Raw genomic sequence first — 15,809 nt, 5'->3', positions numbered from 1 at the left:
ACCCACCGCCCGAGCATCGACCGACACCAAACGGACGGGACGCTACGGCTTACCAGCCATGAAGATCAATGGTCCTGATCCTTGGCGTTGATTTTTCGCTGGAAACTACGGCCGGGCCTACATCGACGCGCACGCCACCGAGCCGCCCACCCTGGCTGACATCGCCGCCGGGGCTAACCCAGCCCGGGCCGATTCACCCGCGACTACCGCGACGCCTACGGGCTGCCGCCCGCCCGCACACGAGACGGCGACGACCCGGCCCGCCGCCGCGACATAGGCGACCGCGCCGTCCGCATCTGTCCGCGCGGGGGAGCCGTAGCCACATTAACGCATTGTTAATATCGGTAATCCAATAATCACGGGTAACGCGGAAAACGGACAAATCTCCGCTACACCATAATGACAGTTATGGTGTAGTGCTGGACCCATACACGAGCTCGGCGATGCCGACGAGTGTCGGCTGCCAGTTGATGTGAGGCACTGCCAGAAGAGCCGAGGCATTCCGACACTTCTGCCAGCCGAGTTGAGGCAGCCGGCAGGGTGCTTGCCTCTGCGGGGCCGCCAAATCGCGCGACAAGACCTTGAGCGGCGGCCACACTGTGCTGGTGTTGGAGCCAGAACTCAACGTGCATGATTGTCTGCGGCAGGTCGAGCTACTTGCCCTAGACGTGGTCGCTGCGGCGCGGGATGAGGGCTGGCAAACGTACGGCGATGACCCGGCGGACGCCACTCCGCTGCAACGCACGGTCAACGAGATGGCGCGCATCCTTCGGCACCATCACTTCGAGGACGACGGTTGCGTCGAACCGAACCGACCGGTGCTCCACCTCGGCGGCGCTGCCTTGTTCGTGCCGGGTGAAACGGAAGGCCAGCAAGACAGCTATCGGGTTGGCTGTGCTCGACTCGGCGTCGATACCCGGGATGAGGGCTGGGCACTCTGGTACACCTGGGACGACCAGGAGCGCGCCCACACCATGGTGACCACGGCTCTGGAGACGACTCGGGGCCTGCTGGACAACTGGGCACAGGGCCGCGATGTTCATCCTGCCCAGCCGCGGCGTAGTCAGATCCGCGCCGTTATCCGGGGATGGGTCGGGCCGATCACCCTGTCGCCCAGTCACGCCAGCACGAAAGGGCTGGGCGGATGTTGAGCACAGCGACCGGGTCAGCTCGGTCGATGGCCGGCGAGAGTCGTAGCGGTCGGATGTCTCCGTAGGCCAAGATCATCAACATGGATCAGTACGAAGGTCGCGGCTGGCTTGACTGGTGGGCGAACTCCTCCACGCTTCTCGGCAGCGCCGAGGTGACGGTGGTCATTACTGCCTCCGATACCGAGTGGAACGCCCAAGCCCAGTTGATCAGTGAAGATGATGACGAGCGTGACGGGTTCGCCTTCCTCTGTGATCTCGACCCGGTCTTCACGTTGCGGTTCGAGGACGGCAGCACGATCCCTGTCATGGTGCACAGGGATTCGGACGATCTGATCAAGCTTACGCAGCGCATCGGTCCGACACATCGATCGATCGACCATCAGATCGATTTGTAGACAGCGCCGCGGTGAGTTCATCGGCTGGGTGAATCGTTCGCTCCGCTGGTCGATTCGCGCCTTGTCGCTGGCAGACTAGGTTGCCCGGAACGCGACGCGTCCGTTGTTGTGGCGCTGGTAAAGGTGACCTTGAGCAGCGACGATTTCGACCGTGGCCTCGTTGTTGTCCAGCTCTTCCCACGGCATAGCCGGTGTCCAATCCAAGGGGTAGGGGCGTGTGATGTGCGTGTCCGGTAGCCGACCATCGGTTCACCGCAGAGGTACAGCCCTTGCCGAGCGGCGAGACGCGAGCGGGACCGGGCCGCGTCCTGTACGTCCTCCAGTGCTGCGCCGTGCGCCCGCCGCCGAGGGTCGGTTATTACCCAGAGGTCGCTGAGACTGTCTCAGTAGTAGCCGTTGACGTTGGGCGTGTTGATGCTCCAGCCCGTGGACGATGACACGTAGGCGAAGATCTCGTCGCGTCCGTCCTTGTCCTCGTTCAGGACGCCGCGCGACACCAACGCATACAGCGTGAAGTCGCCGTACCAGGCCTGACCGGTCCGCCAGACGCCGAGGTCGTCGTTGAACACGGGGTCGTCGCCCTTGAGCCGCATTCCGACAGTGGCCAGGGTCGCTGTCGTGTTGAAGTGTCCGGACACGTACACGTCGAAGTACCCGGGATGGTCCTGTGCGGGTGCTATCGACAGCCGGGCGAACTGTGGCGTCGCCGCCGATGCTGGGGCTGCTGCAGCGACAACAACGGGTGTGGCCAGTGCTGCGCTCATCGCCAGGGTGGTAAGCCTTCGACGCAGACCCATGGGTAACTCCTCGGTTCCCGCGGCCGCAGAATGCGGCCACACTAGAAAGACCTCGGCTTGACCCCGGCTGATACTTCACCACCGCAACTACTGTTCGGTGGCTGGTCTATTGCACCAGGTCCCGTGACATTGATGATCTTGCGGAGGCGGTGAGGGTGGGTCAGCCAGGCAAGCGGCGGGGTTGAGCGAGTTGATCGTGGTGTGCGGTTTGGATCCGCGTTCCGTGTTTGGGAAGTCGGCTTTCGGCTGCGGGGTCGCCGTGGATGACGCGGTGGATGCTGGAACGGCCGAGGCGGTATCCCCGGCATACGTCGTGCCAGGACGGGTAAGTCCGTTCCAAGGTCCAGACCCCGGCCGGTGTACGACGGGGGTTGTTTCCGGGGGCTCGGGGGTGGTGCAGCGCGTGACCCCGCGCCGGGGGCGTTCCCGGCGGCCGAGGTGCGCGTGCGGCTGGCGTTGGGGGAGGGCTGGCATGGGCGCGGTCAGTTCAGGCGCTGTCGTGGAGCGTGCGCGGGTGGGTGGCAACCCGTTGGTCCAGGGCCGCAGGCCGGCGGCGGCGATGGCCGCGTTGTGGGTGTTGGTGGTGACGCCGTTCGCGGCGTTGGTCGTCGCGGTCCCACTGGCCTGGGGCTGGGGTGTGTCGTGGACGGACGTGGCTATTGCGGCCACCGCGTACATCGTCACCGGGTTCGGTGTCACGATCGGTTTCCATCGCTACCTGACCCACGGCGCGTTCAAGACCAGCCGGTGGCTGCGAGTGATCCTTGCCGTGGCCGGCGGCCTCGCGGTGCAGGGTTCGGTGATCCAGTGGGTGGCCGATCACCGGCGCCATCACGCCCTCGCCGACCGCGACGGCGACCCCCACTCGCCCTGGCGCTACGGGCAGAGCGTCCGCGGGCTGGCCAAAGGTCTGTTGTTCGCGCACGTGGGCTGGATGTTCCAGCGGGAGCTGACCAACCGGCCGCGGTTCGCCCCGGACCTGCTCGCCGATCCCGCCATGCGCCGTGTCGACCGGCTGTTCCTGCCGCTGACCGCCGTGTCGCTGCTGGCCCCACCGGTCGCCGGCGGGCTGATCGCCGGCGGTTGGGGTGGGGCGCTGACCGCGTTCTTCTGGGGCAGCCTGGTCCGCATCGGGCTGCTGCATCACGTCACCTGGTCGGTCAACTCCGTCTGCCATGTCTTCGGCGACCGCCCGCTGTCCACCCGGGCCGGGGACCGGGCCGCGAATTTCTGGCCGCTGGCGATCCTGTCGTTGGGTGAGAGTTGGCACAACGGCCATCACGCCGACCCCACGAGCGCCCGTCACGGCATGCTGCCCGCCCAGCCGGACCCGTCGGCCCGGCTGATCTGGCTGCTGGAGAAGGCCGGTTGGGTGCACGACGTGCGCTGGCCGACCCCGGCCCGGGTCGCCGCCCGCCGCCGCGCACCCATTCCCGGAGCAGCGGAACACGTGCCCCGGTCACCGTGATCAACGGCGGATGGGCTGCTCCGCGGCCAGGTCAACTGATCCCGGTTCGCCGGCCGCCCGTTGGGATTGGCGGCGCGTTCGCACAGGTCAAACCTTGGGCTACCCCGGCTGCGACCGGGGCACGGATTGCGGTGGGGTCAGGTCGTTCGACGGTCTGTGGGGACGTGATCTGTGGGGTAGGCGCGCGGGCCGCTTCGGTGGCGTGGTGACCCAGACGCATCATCAGATACGGACAGCCGAGCTCGGGTACCGCGCGTCGCAGGGTCTCGCGGGCGGCGGCGTGCTCGATCGGTGCGCTGAACGGCAGAATCGACACCGCGAGCCCGGCGGCGACCAGCGAACCGGCGGACAACGCCTCGCCGGCATGCAGCCAGTCCAGGCCTTCATCACAGGGGCCGTGCAGCACGGCGAAGGTTGCGGCCCGGTCGTGCTCACCGTGGGCGATGGGAAGTCTCAGGTCGTTGAGGGCGCCGGCGATGCGGTCGCTGCCGGCCCACAAGGCCAGTTCTGCGTGCCACTGCGCGTTGGCGGGGTCGATGTTGTCGGCGCGGGCGGTCGCCACGGTGAGTCCGAGGATCTGGTCCGGGCGCAGCACCGCGAGGTGGACGTGCTGGGCCTCGAAGGCCGCGCGGATGGTCCGCAGATGCGCTGCCTCGATCGGGTCGCCGGTGACCGGGCGCAGGTCAGTGTGACGCCGCTTGATGTTGCGGGCCAGGCCGGCGGTGTCGCGGCTAACGGGGGCAGCGCCGTCGATGTGCAGGCTCGCCAGGTGGGCCGGTTCGGCAGGGTCGGGCCGGCGGGTCACGCTCACCCGCCAGCCTCGCGCGGCGAGGGTGAGGCGGGCGTGGTGCAGGGCGGCGCCGCAGCTGATCGTGGCGAGTCGCCGTTCCGGGCCGGTGTGCTCGGACATCGACCGGGGGCCGAGGAACAGGTCCAGAACACCGTCGCTCACGCGCCACCGCCACGGCTGCGCGTTGTGCGCCGAGGGTGCCTGCCCGGCCGCGACGACAGCCCGGTAGTAGGCCTCGTTCGCGAGGCGGTGGCTGACCGGGCGCGCCACGCGGGGCGGGGCCAGCGTCATCGGACTGGCGCATGGCCCCCGAGGCGACGCGAGACCCTTCATCGGTCACACCCGGCCGGCTCGGGCACCCTGCGCGGTGCCGGGACGCGACCAAGCCGTCCGCCGTCGGTTTCCCACGCGTCTTCGGCTGCGTCGCCGACGGCTGCCCGAGAGGCGGGTGCGCTGACCGCGAGGATGATGTTCTGGGCGTGGACGAGGTTGGTGGTGGTGGCGGCCAGGATCATCGCCGCGTCGGCGGTGCCGCTTGCGGTGTCGGGTGCGACCACGAGCAGATCGACGCGTTCGTTGCGGTCGCAGATCGCGGTCAGCAGATCGCGCGGTTGGCTGGTGAAGTAGCCCAGCCGGAGCACCCTGCCGTGCACGCCGAGGCGGCGGGGATGGCTGTCCCAGCCGGCGGCTGCCAGCACGAGCCGGGTGACCGGGCCGCGAATCTTGTCGATGGCTAGGACTAGGCCGGGTAGTTCGGCGACGGGATCGGTGCTGCGTGGCCACCAGGCGCCGTCGAGCAGGGTGCGTCGGGAGCCGGTGGGTTCCAGGCGCAGCCGCGGGACGGACGGTGGTGTCATCGAGACGATGGTCATGCGTGCGTCGGCAGTTGTGACGTTCATGGTCGACTCCTTCCGCCCGCCGCCGATGTCACCCGCGGGCCGAAACCGGCGGCGGGCTGGCGGGTGTGTGCTGGTCCAAAGAGGGCGTTGCTAACGCACGTGCGATGAGCCGCCACGTTGATCTAGTGCGGGATCATGAGCGTCTTGGCAAGGCGACGTCGAGTAGCCCGGTCCGCCGCGGCGACGGCGGCGCCGCCGGGTTTGACGAAGCGGCCGGCGGTGCGTGGGTTGCGCCAGCGACCTTTGGCCATGAGTACGGATGGCGGCGTCACCGAGACGATGGTCGTGCGCGCGTCGGTAGTCGTGACGTTCATGGTCGACTCCTTTCGCCCGCCGCCGATGTTCACCCGCGGGTCGAAACCGGCGGCGGGCTGGTGGGGGGTGTGGTGGTCTAAAGGGGTGCCGAACCTCGGGGTGTCGTACCCGGGTGTCGGTCTAGCGACGCTGGTCTGGTTAGCGACGCTGGTTGGACAGGCGGCGTAGCTCGGCGATCCGGACCGTGCCGACCACCATGGTCAGGACCGCCGCGCCGACGGCAGCGATCAGCAGCGCCAGGGCCAGCGGCAGGCTGCCGCCCATTCCCAGGAAATTGACCTGCACGCTACGGGTGTTCTGCCCGATGAAGACGATCAGCACCACGGACAGCAACGCGGCGGCACAGATGCCGGACCACGTCGAACCCGCGCGAGTGCGGGGCACCCGACCCGTCGGCGACGCCGTGGGCGCGAAGCCCTCGGCCTGCAAAGGCGAGGCCGTGGTATGAGCAGATGGGATTCGGGTGCGGTGCCGGTTGTCGAACATGACATCCCCTGAGCGGTGGGCCGGTGTGGCGGGCACCTCAGGGACGGATGTCGTCGATTCCGGGATACCTCCATCGTACGCCTGTTCGGCCGAAACAGCGTGCCGTGACGGCTACTGATCGGCAAACCGGATCAGCAGCCACCGGAGCCTCGCCAGGCATCCGCCCCTCGGACGCGCATGTCACTTACCCAGCGATCACGTGGGCGCACGGCGTTCGCCCTGGCGTAACCGTGACGCAAACCGCACGCCGCCGCCCAGCTGACCGTAGACGCTCGTCCCGGCTCTCGGCGGCTCACAGTCTTCGGCCGGGTGGGACCGGGCTGGGCTCTGGCGTGATGAGCCCAGCCCGGTAGGCGGCGACCACGGCTTGGGCACGGTCGCGCAGGTCGAGCTTGGTGTAGATCCGGCCCAGGTGGGTCTTCACCGTCGCCTCACCGATGAAGAGGCGGCCGGCGATCTCCGGATTGGACAAGCCGTGCGCCACGAGGAGAAGGACATCGTGCTCTCTTGGGGTGAGCTGGGTCAGCTCGGCCGGGGTCGGTCGCTGCGGCTGCGGCCGGGCGGCGAACTCGGTGAGGAGGCCCTTGGTCACCGCGGGGTCCAGCCAGCCGTCGCCGGCCGCGACGGCGCGTACCGCTCGGATCAATTCGCTGCGGGCGGCGTCCTTGAGCAGGAAGCCGGACGCGCCGGCCCGCAATGCTGCGTAGACCGAGTCGTCGTGGTTGTACGTGCTGAGGACCAGCACCGTGACGAAAGGGCCCGCCGGTGCGAAGGTGTCGGCGGTGATCTGGCGGGTTGCCTCCACGCCGTCCATGCCGGGCATCCGGACATCCATGAGAACGACATCGGGTCGCAGTTGCCGGGCCAGCAGGACCGCCTGCGCGCCGTCGGCCGCCTCTCCGATGACATCGATGCCCGGCTCGGCGCTGACCAGCATGTCGATCCCGGAACGCACCAGCGGTTCGTCGTCTGCCACCAGGATCCGCAGCGGGGTGGTCATCCGCCGCTCCTGGCCCTGTCGGGTTCCGTCGTCGGTACCGGCAGCGCCGCGTTGACCTCGAAGCCGCCGTCGCGGGTGGGGCCGGCGGTGAGTGTCCCGCCCACGACGTCGACCCGCTCTTGCAGTCCGAGCAGCCCGTGCCCGGCCGACGGTGCCGATGCCCGGCGCGGCGGCGAACCCCCGTCGTCGGTGACCCGGATCGACAACGCGTCCGCCCAGTTCAGCTCGACGCGGGTTCGGGTGCCCGGCCCGGCGTGTTTCATGACGTTGGTCAGCGCTTCCTGGACTACCCGATATGCCGTGAGGTCGGTGCTGCGGTCCATCCGCCGCGCCGCGCCGCACACTCCCAGCCGTACCGGCAACGACGCCTCCCGAAACGTCCCGACGAGTCGGTCGACGTCGTCGAGTCCCGGCTGGTGACCGTCAACCGGCTGCTGGGCCTCATCACCGGCGGAGGGTCGCAGTACGAGGAGCAGCCGGCGCAGTTCACCCATCGCCTCCCGGCCGAGGTCCTCGATCTGCCGCAGCGTCCGCAGCGCACGAGCGGCGTCGGTGCCCAGTATCTGCTGGGCTCCACCGGCCTGGAGCACCATCACCGTCACCGCGTGCGCGACGATGTCGTGCAGTTCGCGCGCGATCCGGCGGCGCTCGACCGCAACCGCCGCATCCGCCTCGGCCAGCCGGCGGCGCTCCAGCTCCCGCGCGTGCTCCCGGTTGGCGCGTACCCACCGGCCGAGACCCCACACCAGCAGACCGACCACCGTGAAGAAGATCGCGTTGGCCGTGAGGATCGTGATCCGTTCGTCCGCGGCCGCCGCCCTCACCTCGGCGGCGACCGTAAGGCCCAGGGGTACGAACCCGGCGACCATCGCCAACGCGCCGACAGCTTCGCCGCGGGAAGCCGTGACGGTGTAGAGGGCCACCAGTACCCCTGCTGTTGGATGCACGCCCAGCGGCAGCAGGTTGGCGGCGCAGCTGTGCAGCCACACGGCGGCGAACACCCACACCGGGTGACTTCGGCGCAGGAGCAGCGCGGCTGCGCCCACCGCGGCGTAGCCGACGACGACCGGCGCCCGCAGCAGCCCCGACGGGCTGTCGGAACGGTTCAGCAGCGTTGAGAAGACCGCGACATCGACGATCCAGACGGCGGCCAACAGCAGTATGTCGGGCCCGGATGCGAGCCGCCTCATCACGTCGTCCTAGCGGCGCAACCGCGGTGGGCACGGCTCGCAGCAAGGGACATAGTCGCAGATGTCGAACGAGTCGTCGCCCGGACGTCGGTACGTGTGCACCCGCATACGGTGCTGGCGCTGCCGGGCCTCGACACCGGCGACGGTGAGCAGCAGGTCCGCGGGTACGGTGCCCGCACCGGCCTGCACCGCGCCGAGGTTCACGAGGGCGGTGAGCAGGTCGCCGTGGGCGACCAGTTCCTCGCGCAACCGGCGGCCGTCGAAGGCGCCGACGGTCGGCTGGTGCTCCGAAGGGTGGGCCAGCCGCAGGACCAGGCTGGTGAGCCGTTCCGACTCGGCGGGTCGCATGGCGTCGACGCCGACGACCCGGATGCGCTCGATCGGCGAGTCGGCCGCCAGCTCCACCGGAATGACCAGCGCCTCGAATCCGCGGGCCGGATCGAGCAGCGCCTGATCGGGGTCGATGACCAGGACTGTGTCGGGGCCGGTTAGCAAGCCGGCGCTCAGGTGCCCCCGCGCCGGGTCCTGCTCGGCTCCGGTGGCCTGCACTGACACCACCACGTCGGGAAAGGTCTGATCTGCTGGCATGTGGTTGTCTCCTCACGGTCACGCGACCGGGAGGCCCCCAGCTCGGACCCCATCACACACCCGTTGGGGTCCGAGCTGGGCGTTGTTGCGGATACCCGACTCTGCGCATACGCCGCGATAGCACGACTCGGCCCGGCGCGCGTCCGACTCCCGGTGTACCGCCCCGGTCGGGCCCACGGCGGACGACGGCGCACCCCGCACACCGGCAACCTCAACGTGTCACGGACCGCCAAGGTCCGCACCGAAAAGGAGACGATCATGAGTCGAACGGCATCACTACGTCGGCGGGCAGCCGGCTTCATCGCGGCATCCGCCGTGTTCTGCGTCGCCCTGAGCGGCGGCGGGTCCGCCGCCGCGGCTGACGAGGGAAAGGATCCCAGCCCCGACGCAAGCAGCCGCCTCACCTACGCGCTGCCCGACGGGTACCGGACCCAGCGCGAGTTCCAGCAGGTCCTGGACGGTCTGCGGCACGTGGCCGGCCAGCTTCGGACCGGCACGGGCGACGGGCGACGGCACGGCTACACCGGCATCGAGATCAACTCCAACCGCCGGTCGGTCACCCTGTACTGGCACGGCGCGCTTCCCCGCGACGTCAAACGACTCGTCGCCAGCCAGCGTGAACGGGCCCCGGTCGAGGTTCGATCCGCCCCGTACTCACGCCGGCAGCTGCTCGACGCCGCCAAGCGGCTCGTCCGCGAGACGCAGGCCAGCGGCGACCGATCCGTGCTGCGGGTCGGCGTGCCGGTGGACGGCAGCGCCCTGCAGGTCGGGGTCGCCGAGCAGGGGAAGGACGCGCGACTCGCTGCGATCGCCGGTGACATGCAGCTCGCGGTCACCACGGAGCGCCCGGCCCGCGCGCTGTATTCCCGCGTCGCCGACACCTCACCGTTCTGGGGCGGGGCGCGGATTCTCAACACCCACACCGGCGGTGGCTGCTCCACCGGCTTCGGCGTCAACAGCGGGGGTGCGTCCGCCATGCTGACCGCGGCGCACTGCGGCGCCAACATGGTCCCGTTCGTCAACGGCAACTCCACCACCTTCGTCGGGCTGGGCGAGCAGCACTCCGCCCAGGCCGACACGATGCTCATCCGCACCGCCACCCAGGGCCGCGTCTACGGCGGCAACTCGACCGCGTCGACTTCCCAGCCGGTCGCCGGCACCTCGGCGAACTTCGTCGGCGACTACATGTGCACGCTCGGCGCCTACTCCGGCGACATCTGCGACGTCGCGGTCGCAGCGGTGGACGAGTTCATCTTCACCACTGCCGGCCTGATGGGTCCGCTCGTGCGCGCCGAGCAGGTCCAGCACACCAGCGCCGCAGGCCAGGGCGACAGCGGTGGCCCGGTCATCTCGCTGACGGGTCCGAACTGGAGCGTGCTCAACGCCAACGGCACGATCTCCGCCGGCGACGACGCCACCCGTGTCCCGTGCGTCGGAGAGCAGGGGCGGATCTGCGCATGGCGGATCTGGTACGCCGACGTCAATCAGGCGCTGGCAAGGCACGGGGCGACGCTGCGGTAACCACCGACGCGACGGCATGACCGATACACATCACCGAGCCCCGGCCAGATCCGGCCGGGGCTCGGCTGACGTCTGATCCACCCCGACATCACCGTCGAGGACATGTATCTGCTCGTCTCCGCTGCGCCCACCGACCAGCCGCCAGCTGTCCGAGGCCGATGATTGCCCGTCATCCTCCACAGCATCTTCACCGGCGGCCACGTCCTGCGCCACACCTTCGGCACCCGCCTGGTCCGCGAAGGCCACGACATCGTCCTGGTCGCCGAACTCATGGGGGCCTGCTCGGCTCGAAACCACCCGGGCGTACAGCTTGCCCACCGACGACGACCGCGAAGCCGCGATCAACAGCCTCCTCACCGACCGCTGACCCAGCGGATTCACCGCCGTACGGCAGGTTTCCGACGTATTCCGGTCAGCTCCGCTTGGCTGGGAGCGGGGGGCCGATGGGTTGTCCCGCCGGGCGTTGCCCCTGCTGAGGCCGCCGAGCAGGGAGTGCGGCTGCCGCCATCTGAATGACAGACTGTCGACTCCCTGCTCGTCGAGCCCTTATCGTGAGGTTAGGTCAGCCTGAGAGTCAGCAGAGTGCTCGTGAGGCGATGTGCTGCTGTTCTCGGGTACCGGGTGATCGGTCTGCTGCTGGCTATCGGTGGCAGGCCGGTCGCTGCCGGGCGGGATTCGCTCCACCGCGGGAAATGGGTTCAGTGCGCGTAGCGCCTGTACAGACTCCCGCAGGGTGGGGTAGTGGCCGGTCTTGCGGCCCTGTAACCATCCGGCCGTGAGAACGAAGATCATCATTATTAGCGTTGGCCACAGTGGGGCGGTCCAGGTCCACCACGGAATGTTCGACACCGTTCAACCTCCTTTCTTGGTCGTGTCGATCGTTGCTGGGCGCGCTCTCAGAACGCCAGTGTCGGCAACGGATCGTGACGAGGATTGGCAGCTGAACGCTGGGGCGCTGGGCCACTTGCGGCACCTCGGGGCCTGGAGGTTTACAAGCCTTGACAGGCTTCTGGGCCTAGCGTTTCCTTGGATCCGTGAATGCTGGGGGAGCCGACGACGAAATCAATCATGAATTGGGTCCCGCACATGGCAGATACTTTGCAGCCATGCGGCTGTTGTGGCAGAGCGCTGATCAGCCGAATTGCCGCCGCCTGCACAGACTGTCGGAAGAACTGTCCGAGAAGCACAGTCGGGATCTGACCCTGAGCCACACGACCTTTCAGAAGGCGCTGCACTGGAGAAAGCTGCCGACGTGGCACGTGGCCAAGGTCATGGTGATGGCGTTGTGCACCAGCACCGGCCCGGAAGGCGGTCAGCGTCCGGCCGACCTGTCGGCAGAGGTCACCCGCTTCCAGCGGCTGTGGAACGCGGCCAAAGATGAGCAGAGAGCCGCCCTGGTCCCGACTGTTCCCGAGGTGATGGACACAGATCCGGTCCCCGCGCCGGCCACCGGCCGGCCTGTTCTGGCCGAGGGCCGCCTGGAGACTCAGCGCGGTCCTGGCAGGGACGACTTCACGTCGTGGAAGACCGAGCATGACTGGCGAACGGCTCCCCAGGTCATCAAGCTCCTGGACGCGGCGGTGAAGTCGAACATCGATCCGACCAAGTTGTTGTTCGAGATAGCTCCCGATGACCCGTCCGGTGCGGTCCCCGCGGTGGCCATGGTCGCCGACAACGATCTTCGCAGGGCTGCCGAGGTCATCTCGTTCGTCGCTTCGGTCGGCCATTACAAGGGCCGCGAGATGCTGGTCGGCACGGCACGGCTACGTCCCCGCCTGATTCTGGACCTGTCGCACATTCTCTACAACAGCCACGGGTTCGAGGCGGAGAGCCTGCTGCTGCCAGCGTTGTACGCCTGTCATGCCGCGCGCCAGGCAGCAGAAAGGCTGCAGGCCGGCGGCGGACCCTCGGACGTCGAGAATCGTGAGCGGATGGAGGAGTGGCACGGCCGGGCGGTGGCCGACGCCGCCTACTACGTCGCCAGGATCTACTACGACGGCGGCAAGGAGTCCCTGGCGGACACGTTGATGGCTGCCTTCGGGGGAGCGGGGCGTTACACCGGGCGCTCACCTGACCCTCTCGTGCCGATCCTGCTCTCCACGACGCCGAGGCTGCGGGCGCTGCGCCTGCGCTCCGAACAGGTGTCAACCTCGTACGAACCTGGCAACCGGCCGCCCTGGATGACAGACGTTGACGGGTCTGCGATGTTCTCCGCGGCCTGCGACGTCGTCGAGGAACTGCTCGGCGACCCGCGATACGCCAAAGTCGGCATGGACGTGATCGCGCGGATTGCCAAGCGTGACTACGGCACCGCCTCAATGCTGTTCGCCAGCGTGGTCGTCCACGGCGACGGCGAGCCGCAGTGGTCCCACTCCAGCGGCAGCCTCCTGCGCGTGCTCGCGACGACGAGCATCACTGTCACCAGCATTCTGATGTTGCGCAGCATCAAGGAATCACCGCTCGCTCCAGCGACCCTCGGCACCCTGCTCTGTCTGCTGAAGCGGGAAGACTCCGAGCTAGCCAGTGACCTCGCCTGCCAGCTGCTCGAACGCGGTCCAGGCCACTTTGAGCTGATCCTCGGACGGGCAGACGACAGCGCAGCCGTGACAGACCTGATCTTCCTCCTCCTCCAGAAGCGCTACAACGCGACGATCCACCTGCTGCGGCGCTGGTGGATGCGCGACGACTACGTCGGGCCATCCTGGTACAAGTCGGCTATCGAGAACCGGCTTACCAGCTTCGGCGAGATCGTCATTGCGATGCTGTACGCCGATCACCGGACGACCATCGACTGTCTCGTAGCGGTGACCCGCACCGTCTCAGTCGACGCGCCGCGCAACGTGCTCCAGGGCCTCGACGACGACCGTTTACGCGAACGCGTCCGAGGTGACCTGCGCAGATACGCCGGTGAGCACTGGCAGGCACTACGCCACTTCGTGTAACACGCCGTCAAGTCCGGGCCGAAAGACTCGCCCTGCACCTGCTGCAGACGGCCCTCGTGCACGTCAATACCGCCCTGCTGCAGGTGATTCCCTCCGAGCCCGAGTGGGCGGCGCGGATGACCGACGCGGACCGGCGGGCGTTGACCCCGCTGTTCTGGACGCCTGTCTTCCTTTACGGCCGCTTCGACCTGGACATGGACAACCACCTGAACCTCGACCAGGCCCTGCCCTGCTCTGCTCTACCTGCAGCGCGCACCGAGTCCAAGGCCGGGCCCACCATGCCACGCCAGCCGCCGCGCTCGGGCCAAAGGCTGACCGCCAACCGTCCTCAAGATCCCCTACCTTGCGGCTCGCCGTAGCTTCAGGAGTCCCGGGTCTTTGTTCCAGCGGGAATGTCGGTGGTGCGATCTAAGGTCAACGCCATGAGCAACAGCGACACCCCGTGGGAGCCGCCGATCGCGGGCAGCGAGGCGGAGCATCTGGTCGGTGCGCTCGACCGTCTGCGCACGACCTTCCGGTGGAAAGCCGACGACCTCGACGCGGCCGGGCTGCACACCAGCGTCGGAGCCTCCACCCTGACGCTGGGTCGCCTGCTGAAACACCTGGCGCTCGTCGAGGAGCACACGTTCGGCACCAAGCTCGACGGCACACCACCCGGCGCACCGTGGGACACCGCTGATTGGGAAGCCGACCCCGATTGGGAGTTCACCTCCGCGGCCGCTGACACCCCGGAGCAGCTCTACGCGCTGTGGGACGGCGCCGTCGAAAAGTCCCGGGCGCGGCTCCGCGCGGCCCTGGCCGCCGGGGGCCTCGACCAGCCCGCCCACATCGCCTGGCCCGACGGCCGCCATGCCAGCCTGCGCCGGCTGCTCTGCGATCTGATTGAGGAGTACGGCCGACACACCGGCCACGCCGACCTGCTCCGCGAGTCCGTCGACGGACTGGCCGGTGAGGACCCGCCGCCCGGCTGGCAGGCAAGATCTGGACGGTTCCGGCTGAATGGCTGAGCCAAGGCACCGGCCAACGTGATCTAGTGAGCCGTCGGGTCTGGCTGCTCGACGTCGACGGGCGTCCTCAACGCCACCCGATCCGGCTGGCGCACCACACCCCGCAAACGGCACCGCCTACGGCGGCGGCTGGTCATACCGACATTTGTGAGGTACTCGCACGCCCATTGGGGGCTTGGGCAACAGGGTCAATCGGCCAGCTCGTCAACGCTGCGTGCTGCTGCCGCCAGCAGCGCCGGGTCGGGCATGGCGGCGAGTACGTCGGCGACCGCGTCGGCGTACTTGATCGCGTGCGGGTCGCCGATCGCCTCCGCTCGGTCGGCCAGCTCCGCGATGGTGAGGTCTGAACGGGGTTGCGGTAGCGGGCGCGGTTCGGCGGGTGCGTATGCGGCCGTGACCGCGGCCGCTGCCGCCCACGCCGCGGCGAGGCTTGCCGGCCACATGGACTCGGGAAGGGCCGGCAGGACACGCTTGACTGCGTTCGGTGCGGTGACGGCGTGCACCAGCATGACCGGGTTGCCGTAGCCGTAGCTGCCGTGCCGCTCGGCGGCCGCCCTCACCACAGCTGCGAGCCGCGCCGCCGTGGTGCCGGGGCCAGCGTCGGGAATCGCGCCGGCTGTCTCCGGCCACTGCGGCAAGTCGGCAAGCTGGGCCAGCCGGTGTCGGATGCCGAAACGCTGGTCCGGTACCCGCGGTACCGCGTCGAGCGCCGCGCGGGGATCCGTCGACCGGTAAGGCCCGGCGCCAACGGGTGCGAGCGGTTGCCAACGCGCCGCCCAGTAGGCCAGCCCTTGCCCGAGCTCGGTCACCCGGGCCGGTGTCTCGGCCTCGCGCAGCGCCCGCACCGCGTGGCCGACCCGGATAACGCCATGCGTGGCGCCGGCGGCGATACCGGGCAGCAGCCGTGGCCACCACCGCGACAGCACCTCGCGCCACGGCACCGCGCGGACCTCGCGCTCGAACAGATCGAGCCAGTCGCCGGTACGAACAGGGTCACCCAGCGGGTCACGCCACTCGTCGGGGGCTATCCGGGCGATACCACGGGGCCGTTCCTCCAGCCGGTCGGCGTATCCATCGATCCACTGGTGCACCCGATGCCCGTAGCCGGCACGCGCGAGCGCCTCAACCGCCATAGGCGCGTGATTCGACAGCCAGCCGACACGCTCAGGGCCGCTTTCGCGGAGCCGGTCAAGGGCCCCGTCAAGAATCGTCGCGGTCATGGGCCCAGCCTCGTACCTCAACGACGGTTGAAGTCAAGGC

17 protein-coding genes are annotated in these 15,809 nt (G+C 68.8%); 7 read left to right on the top strand and 10 right to left on the bottom strand.

The window, feature by feature from the left end; genetic code table 11:
* Positions 1-605 precede the first annotated feature (605 nt).
* Positions 606-1,151 carry a hypothetical protein gene (locus EV385_RS31110; protein ID WP_130512682.1) on the top strand — a complete coding sequence of 182 codons (546 nt, stop codon included), beginning with the start codon at positions 606-608 and terminating at the stop codon, positions 1,149-1,151.
* A gap of 80 nt (positions 1,152-1,231) precedes the next feature.
* Positions 1,232-1,546, top strand: a complete 315-nt coding sequence (locus tag EV385_RS31105; RefSeq protein ID WP_130512681.1) for a hypothetical protein — start codon at positions 1,232-1,234, stop codon at positions 1,544-1,546.
* A gap of 383 nt (positions 1,547-1,929) precedes the next feature.
* Here the strand turns inward: EV385_RS31105 and EV385_RS31100 are convergent, their stop codons facing one another.
* Positions 1,930-2,310 (bottom strand): hypothetical protein, encoded by a 381-nt coding sequence (locus EV385_RS31100; RefSeq protein WP_130512680.1) that lies wholly within the window; start codon positions 2,308-2,310, stop codon positions 1,930-1,932.
* Positions 2,311-2,815: 505 nt separating this feature from the next.
* Here EV385_RS31100 and EV385_RS31095 point away from each other — a divergent pair.
* Positions 2,816-3,811, top strand: a complete 996-nt coding sequence (locus EV385_RS31095; protein WP_130512679.1) for an acyl-CoA desaturase — start codon at positions 2,816-2,818, stop codon at positions 3,809-3,811.
* Positions 3,812-3,842: 31 nt separating this feature from the next.
* On the opposite strand, the gene EV385_RS31090 is transcribed toward EV385_RS31095, so the two are convergent.
* The 7 genes from EV385_RS31090 to EV385_RS31060 all read right to left on the bottom strand — a co-directional run bounded on the left by EV385_RS31090 (position 3,843) and on the right by EV385_RS31060 (position 9,079).
* Positions 3,843-4,892 carry a nitroreductase family protein gene (locus EV385_RS31090; RefSeq protein WP_130512678.1) on the bottom strand — a complete coding sequence of 350 codons (1,050 nt, stop codon included), beginning with the start codon at positions 4,890-4,892 and terminating at the stop codon, positions 3,843-3,845.
* Positions 4,893-4,930: 38 nt separating this feature from the next.
* Positions 4,931-5,500, bottom strand: coding sequence for a DUF5994 family protein (locus EV385_RS31085; RefSeq protein WP_130512677.1), 570 nt, complete (start codon positions 5,498-5,500; stop codon positions 4,931-4,933).
* 122 nt (positions 5,501-5,622) lie between these two features.
* Complete coding sequence (locus EV385_RS31080; protein ID WP_130512676.1) at positions 5,623-5,814, bottom strand: hypothetical protein; 192 nt, start codon at positions 5,812-5,814, stop codon at positions 5,623-5,625.
* A 139-nt stretch (positions 5,815-5,953) separates the two neighbouring features.
* Positions 5,954-6,301, bottom strand: coding sequence for a lipopolysaccharide assembly protein LapA domain-containing protein (locus EV385_RS31075; RefSeq protein WP_130512675.1), 348 nt, complete (start codon positions 6,299-6,301; stop codon positions 5,954-5,956).
* 292 nt (positions 6,302-6,593) lie between these two features.
* Positions 6,594-7,301 carry a response regulator gene (locus tag EV385_RS31070; RefSeq protein WP_130512674.1) on the bottom strand — a complete coding sequence of 236 codons (708 nt, stop codon included), beginning with the start codon at positions 7,299-7,301 and terminating at the stop codon, positions 6,594-6,596.
* On the bottom strand, positions 7,298-8,491 hold the full coding sequence (locus tag EV385_RS31065) for a sensor histidine kinase (protein WP_130512673.1): 1,194 nt from the start codon (positions 8,489-8,491) through the stop codon (positions 7,298-7,300). The genes EV385_RS31070 and EV385_RS31065 overlap by 4 nt, the downstream gene beginning before the upstream one ends.
* A 9-nt stretch (positions 8,492-8,500) precedes the next feature.
* On the bottom strand, positions 8,501-9,079 hold the full coding sequence (locus EV385_RS31060; protein ID WP_130512672.1) for a hypothetical protein: 579 nt from the start codon (positions 9,077-9,079) through the stop codon (positions 8,501-8,503).
* Positions 9,080-9,337: 258 nt separating this feature from the next.
* On the opposite strand from EV385_RS31060, the gene EV385_RS31055 reads away from it, so the two are divergent.
* Entirely contained in the window at positions 9,338-10,600 is a 1,263-nt protein-coding gene (locus EV385_RS31055) for a chymotrypsin family serine protease (RefSeq protein ID WP_130512671.1), read from the top strand.
* Positions 10,601-10,630: 30 nt separating this feature from the next.
* On the opposite strand, the gene EV385_RS34125 is transcribed toward EV385_RS31055, so the two are convergent.
* The gene (locus EV385_RS34125; RefSeq protein ID WP_207230178.1) at positions 10,631-10,981 is read right to left on the bottom strand and encodes a hypothetical protein; all 351 of its coding nucleotides are present in this window, start codon (positions 10,979-10,981) and stop codon (positions 10,631-10,633) included.
* Between the two features lie 725 nt (positions 10,982-11,706).
* Here EV385_RS34125 and EV385_RS31040 point away from each other — a divergent pair.
* From EV385_RS31040 to EV385_RS31030, 3 genes are all read left to right on the top strand, one after another.
* On the top strand, positions 11,707-13,542 hold the full coding sequence (locus tag EV385_RS31040; protein WP_130512670.1) for a hypothetical protein: 1,836 nt from the start codon (positions 11,707-11,709) through the stop codon (positions 13,540-13,542).
* The gene (locus EV385_RS31035; RefSeq protein ID WP_130512669.1) at positions 13,515-13,901 is read left to right on the top strand and encodes a Tn3 family transposase; all 387 of its coding nucleotides are present in this window, start codon (positions 13,515-13,517) and stop codon (positions 13,899-13,901) included. The genes EV385_RS31040 and EV385_RS31035 overlap by 28 nt, the downstream gene beginning before the upstream one ends.
* A gap of 63 nt (positions 13,902-13,964) precedes the next feature.
* Positions 13,965-14,549: a mycothiol transferase gene (locus EV385_RS31030; RefSeq protein ID WP_130512668.1), complete on the top strand. Its 585-nt coding sequence runs from the start codon at positions 13,965-13,967 to the stop codon at positions 14,547-14,549.
* Positions 14,550-14,737: 188 nt separating this feature from the next.
* Here EV385_RS31030 and EV385_RS31025 read toward each other — a convergent pair whose 3' ends face one another.
* A complete protein-coding gene (locus tag EV385_RS31025) occupies positions 14,738-15,769 on the bottom strand; it encodes a questin oxidase family protein (protein WP_130512667.1) in 1,032 nt (343 codons plus the stop codon).
* Between the last annotated feature and the right edge of the window lie 40 nt (positions 15,770-15,809).

The sequence above is a fragment of the Krasilnikovia cinnamomea genome (assembly GCF_004217545.1).
GTDB classification, from domain to species: domain Bacteria; phylum Actinomycetota; class Actinomycetes; order Mycobacteriales; family Micromonosporaceae; genus Actinoplanes; species Actinoplanes cinnamomeus.
The sequence above is the reverse complement of the archived record's forward strand: the minus strand, read 5'-3'. Positions and strand labels throughout refer to the sequence as shown.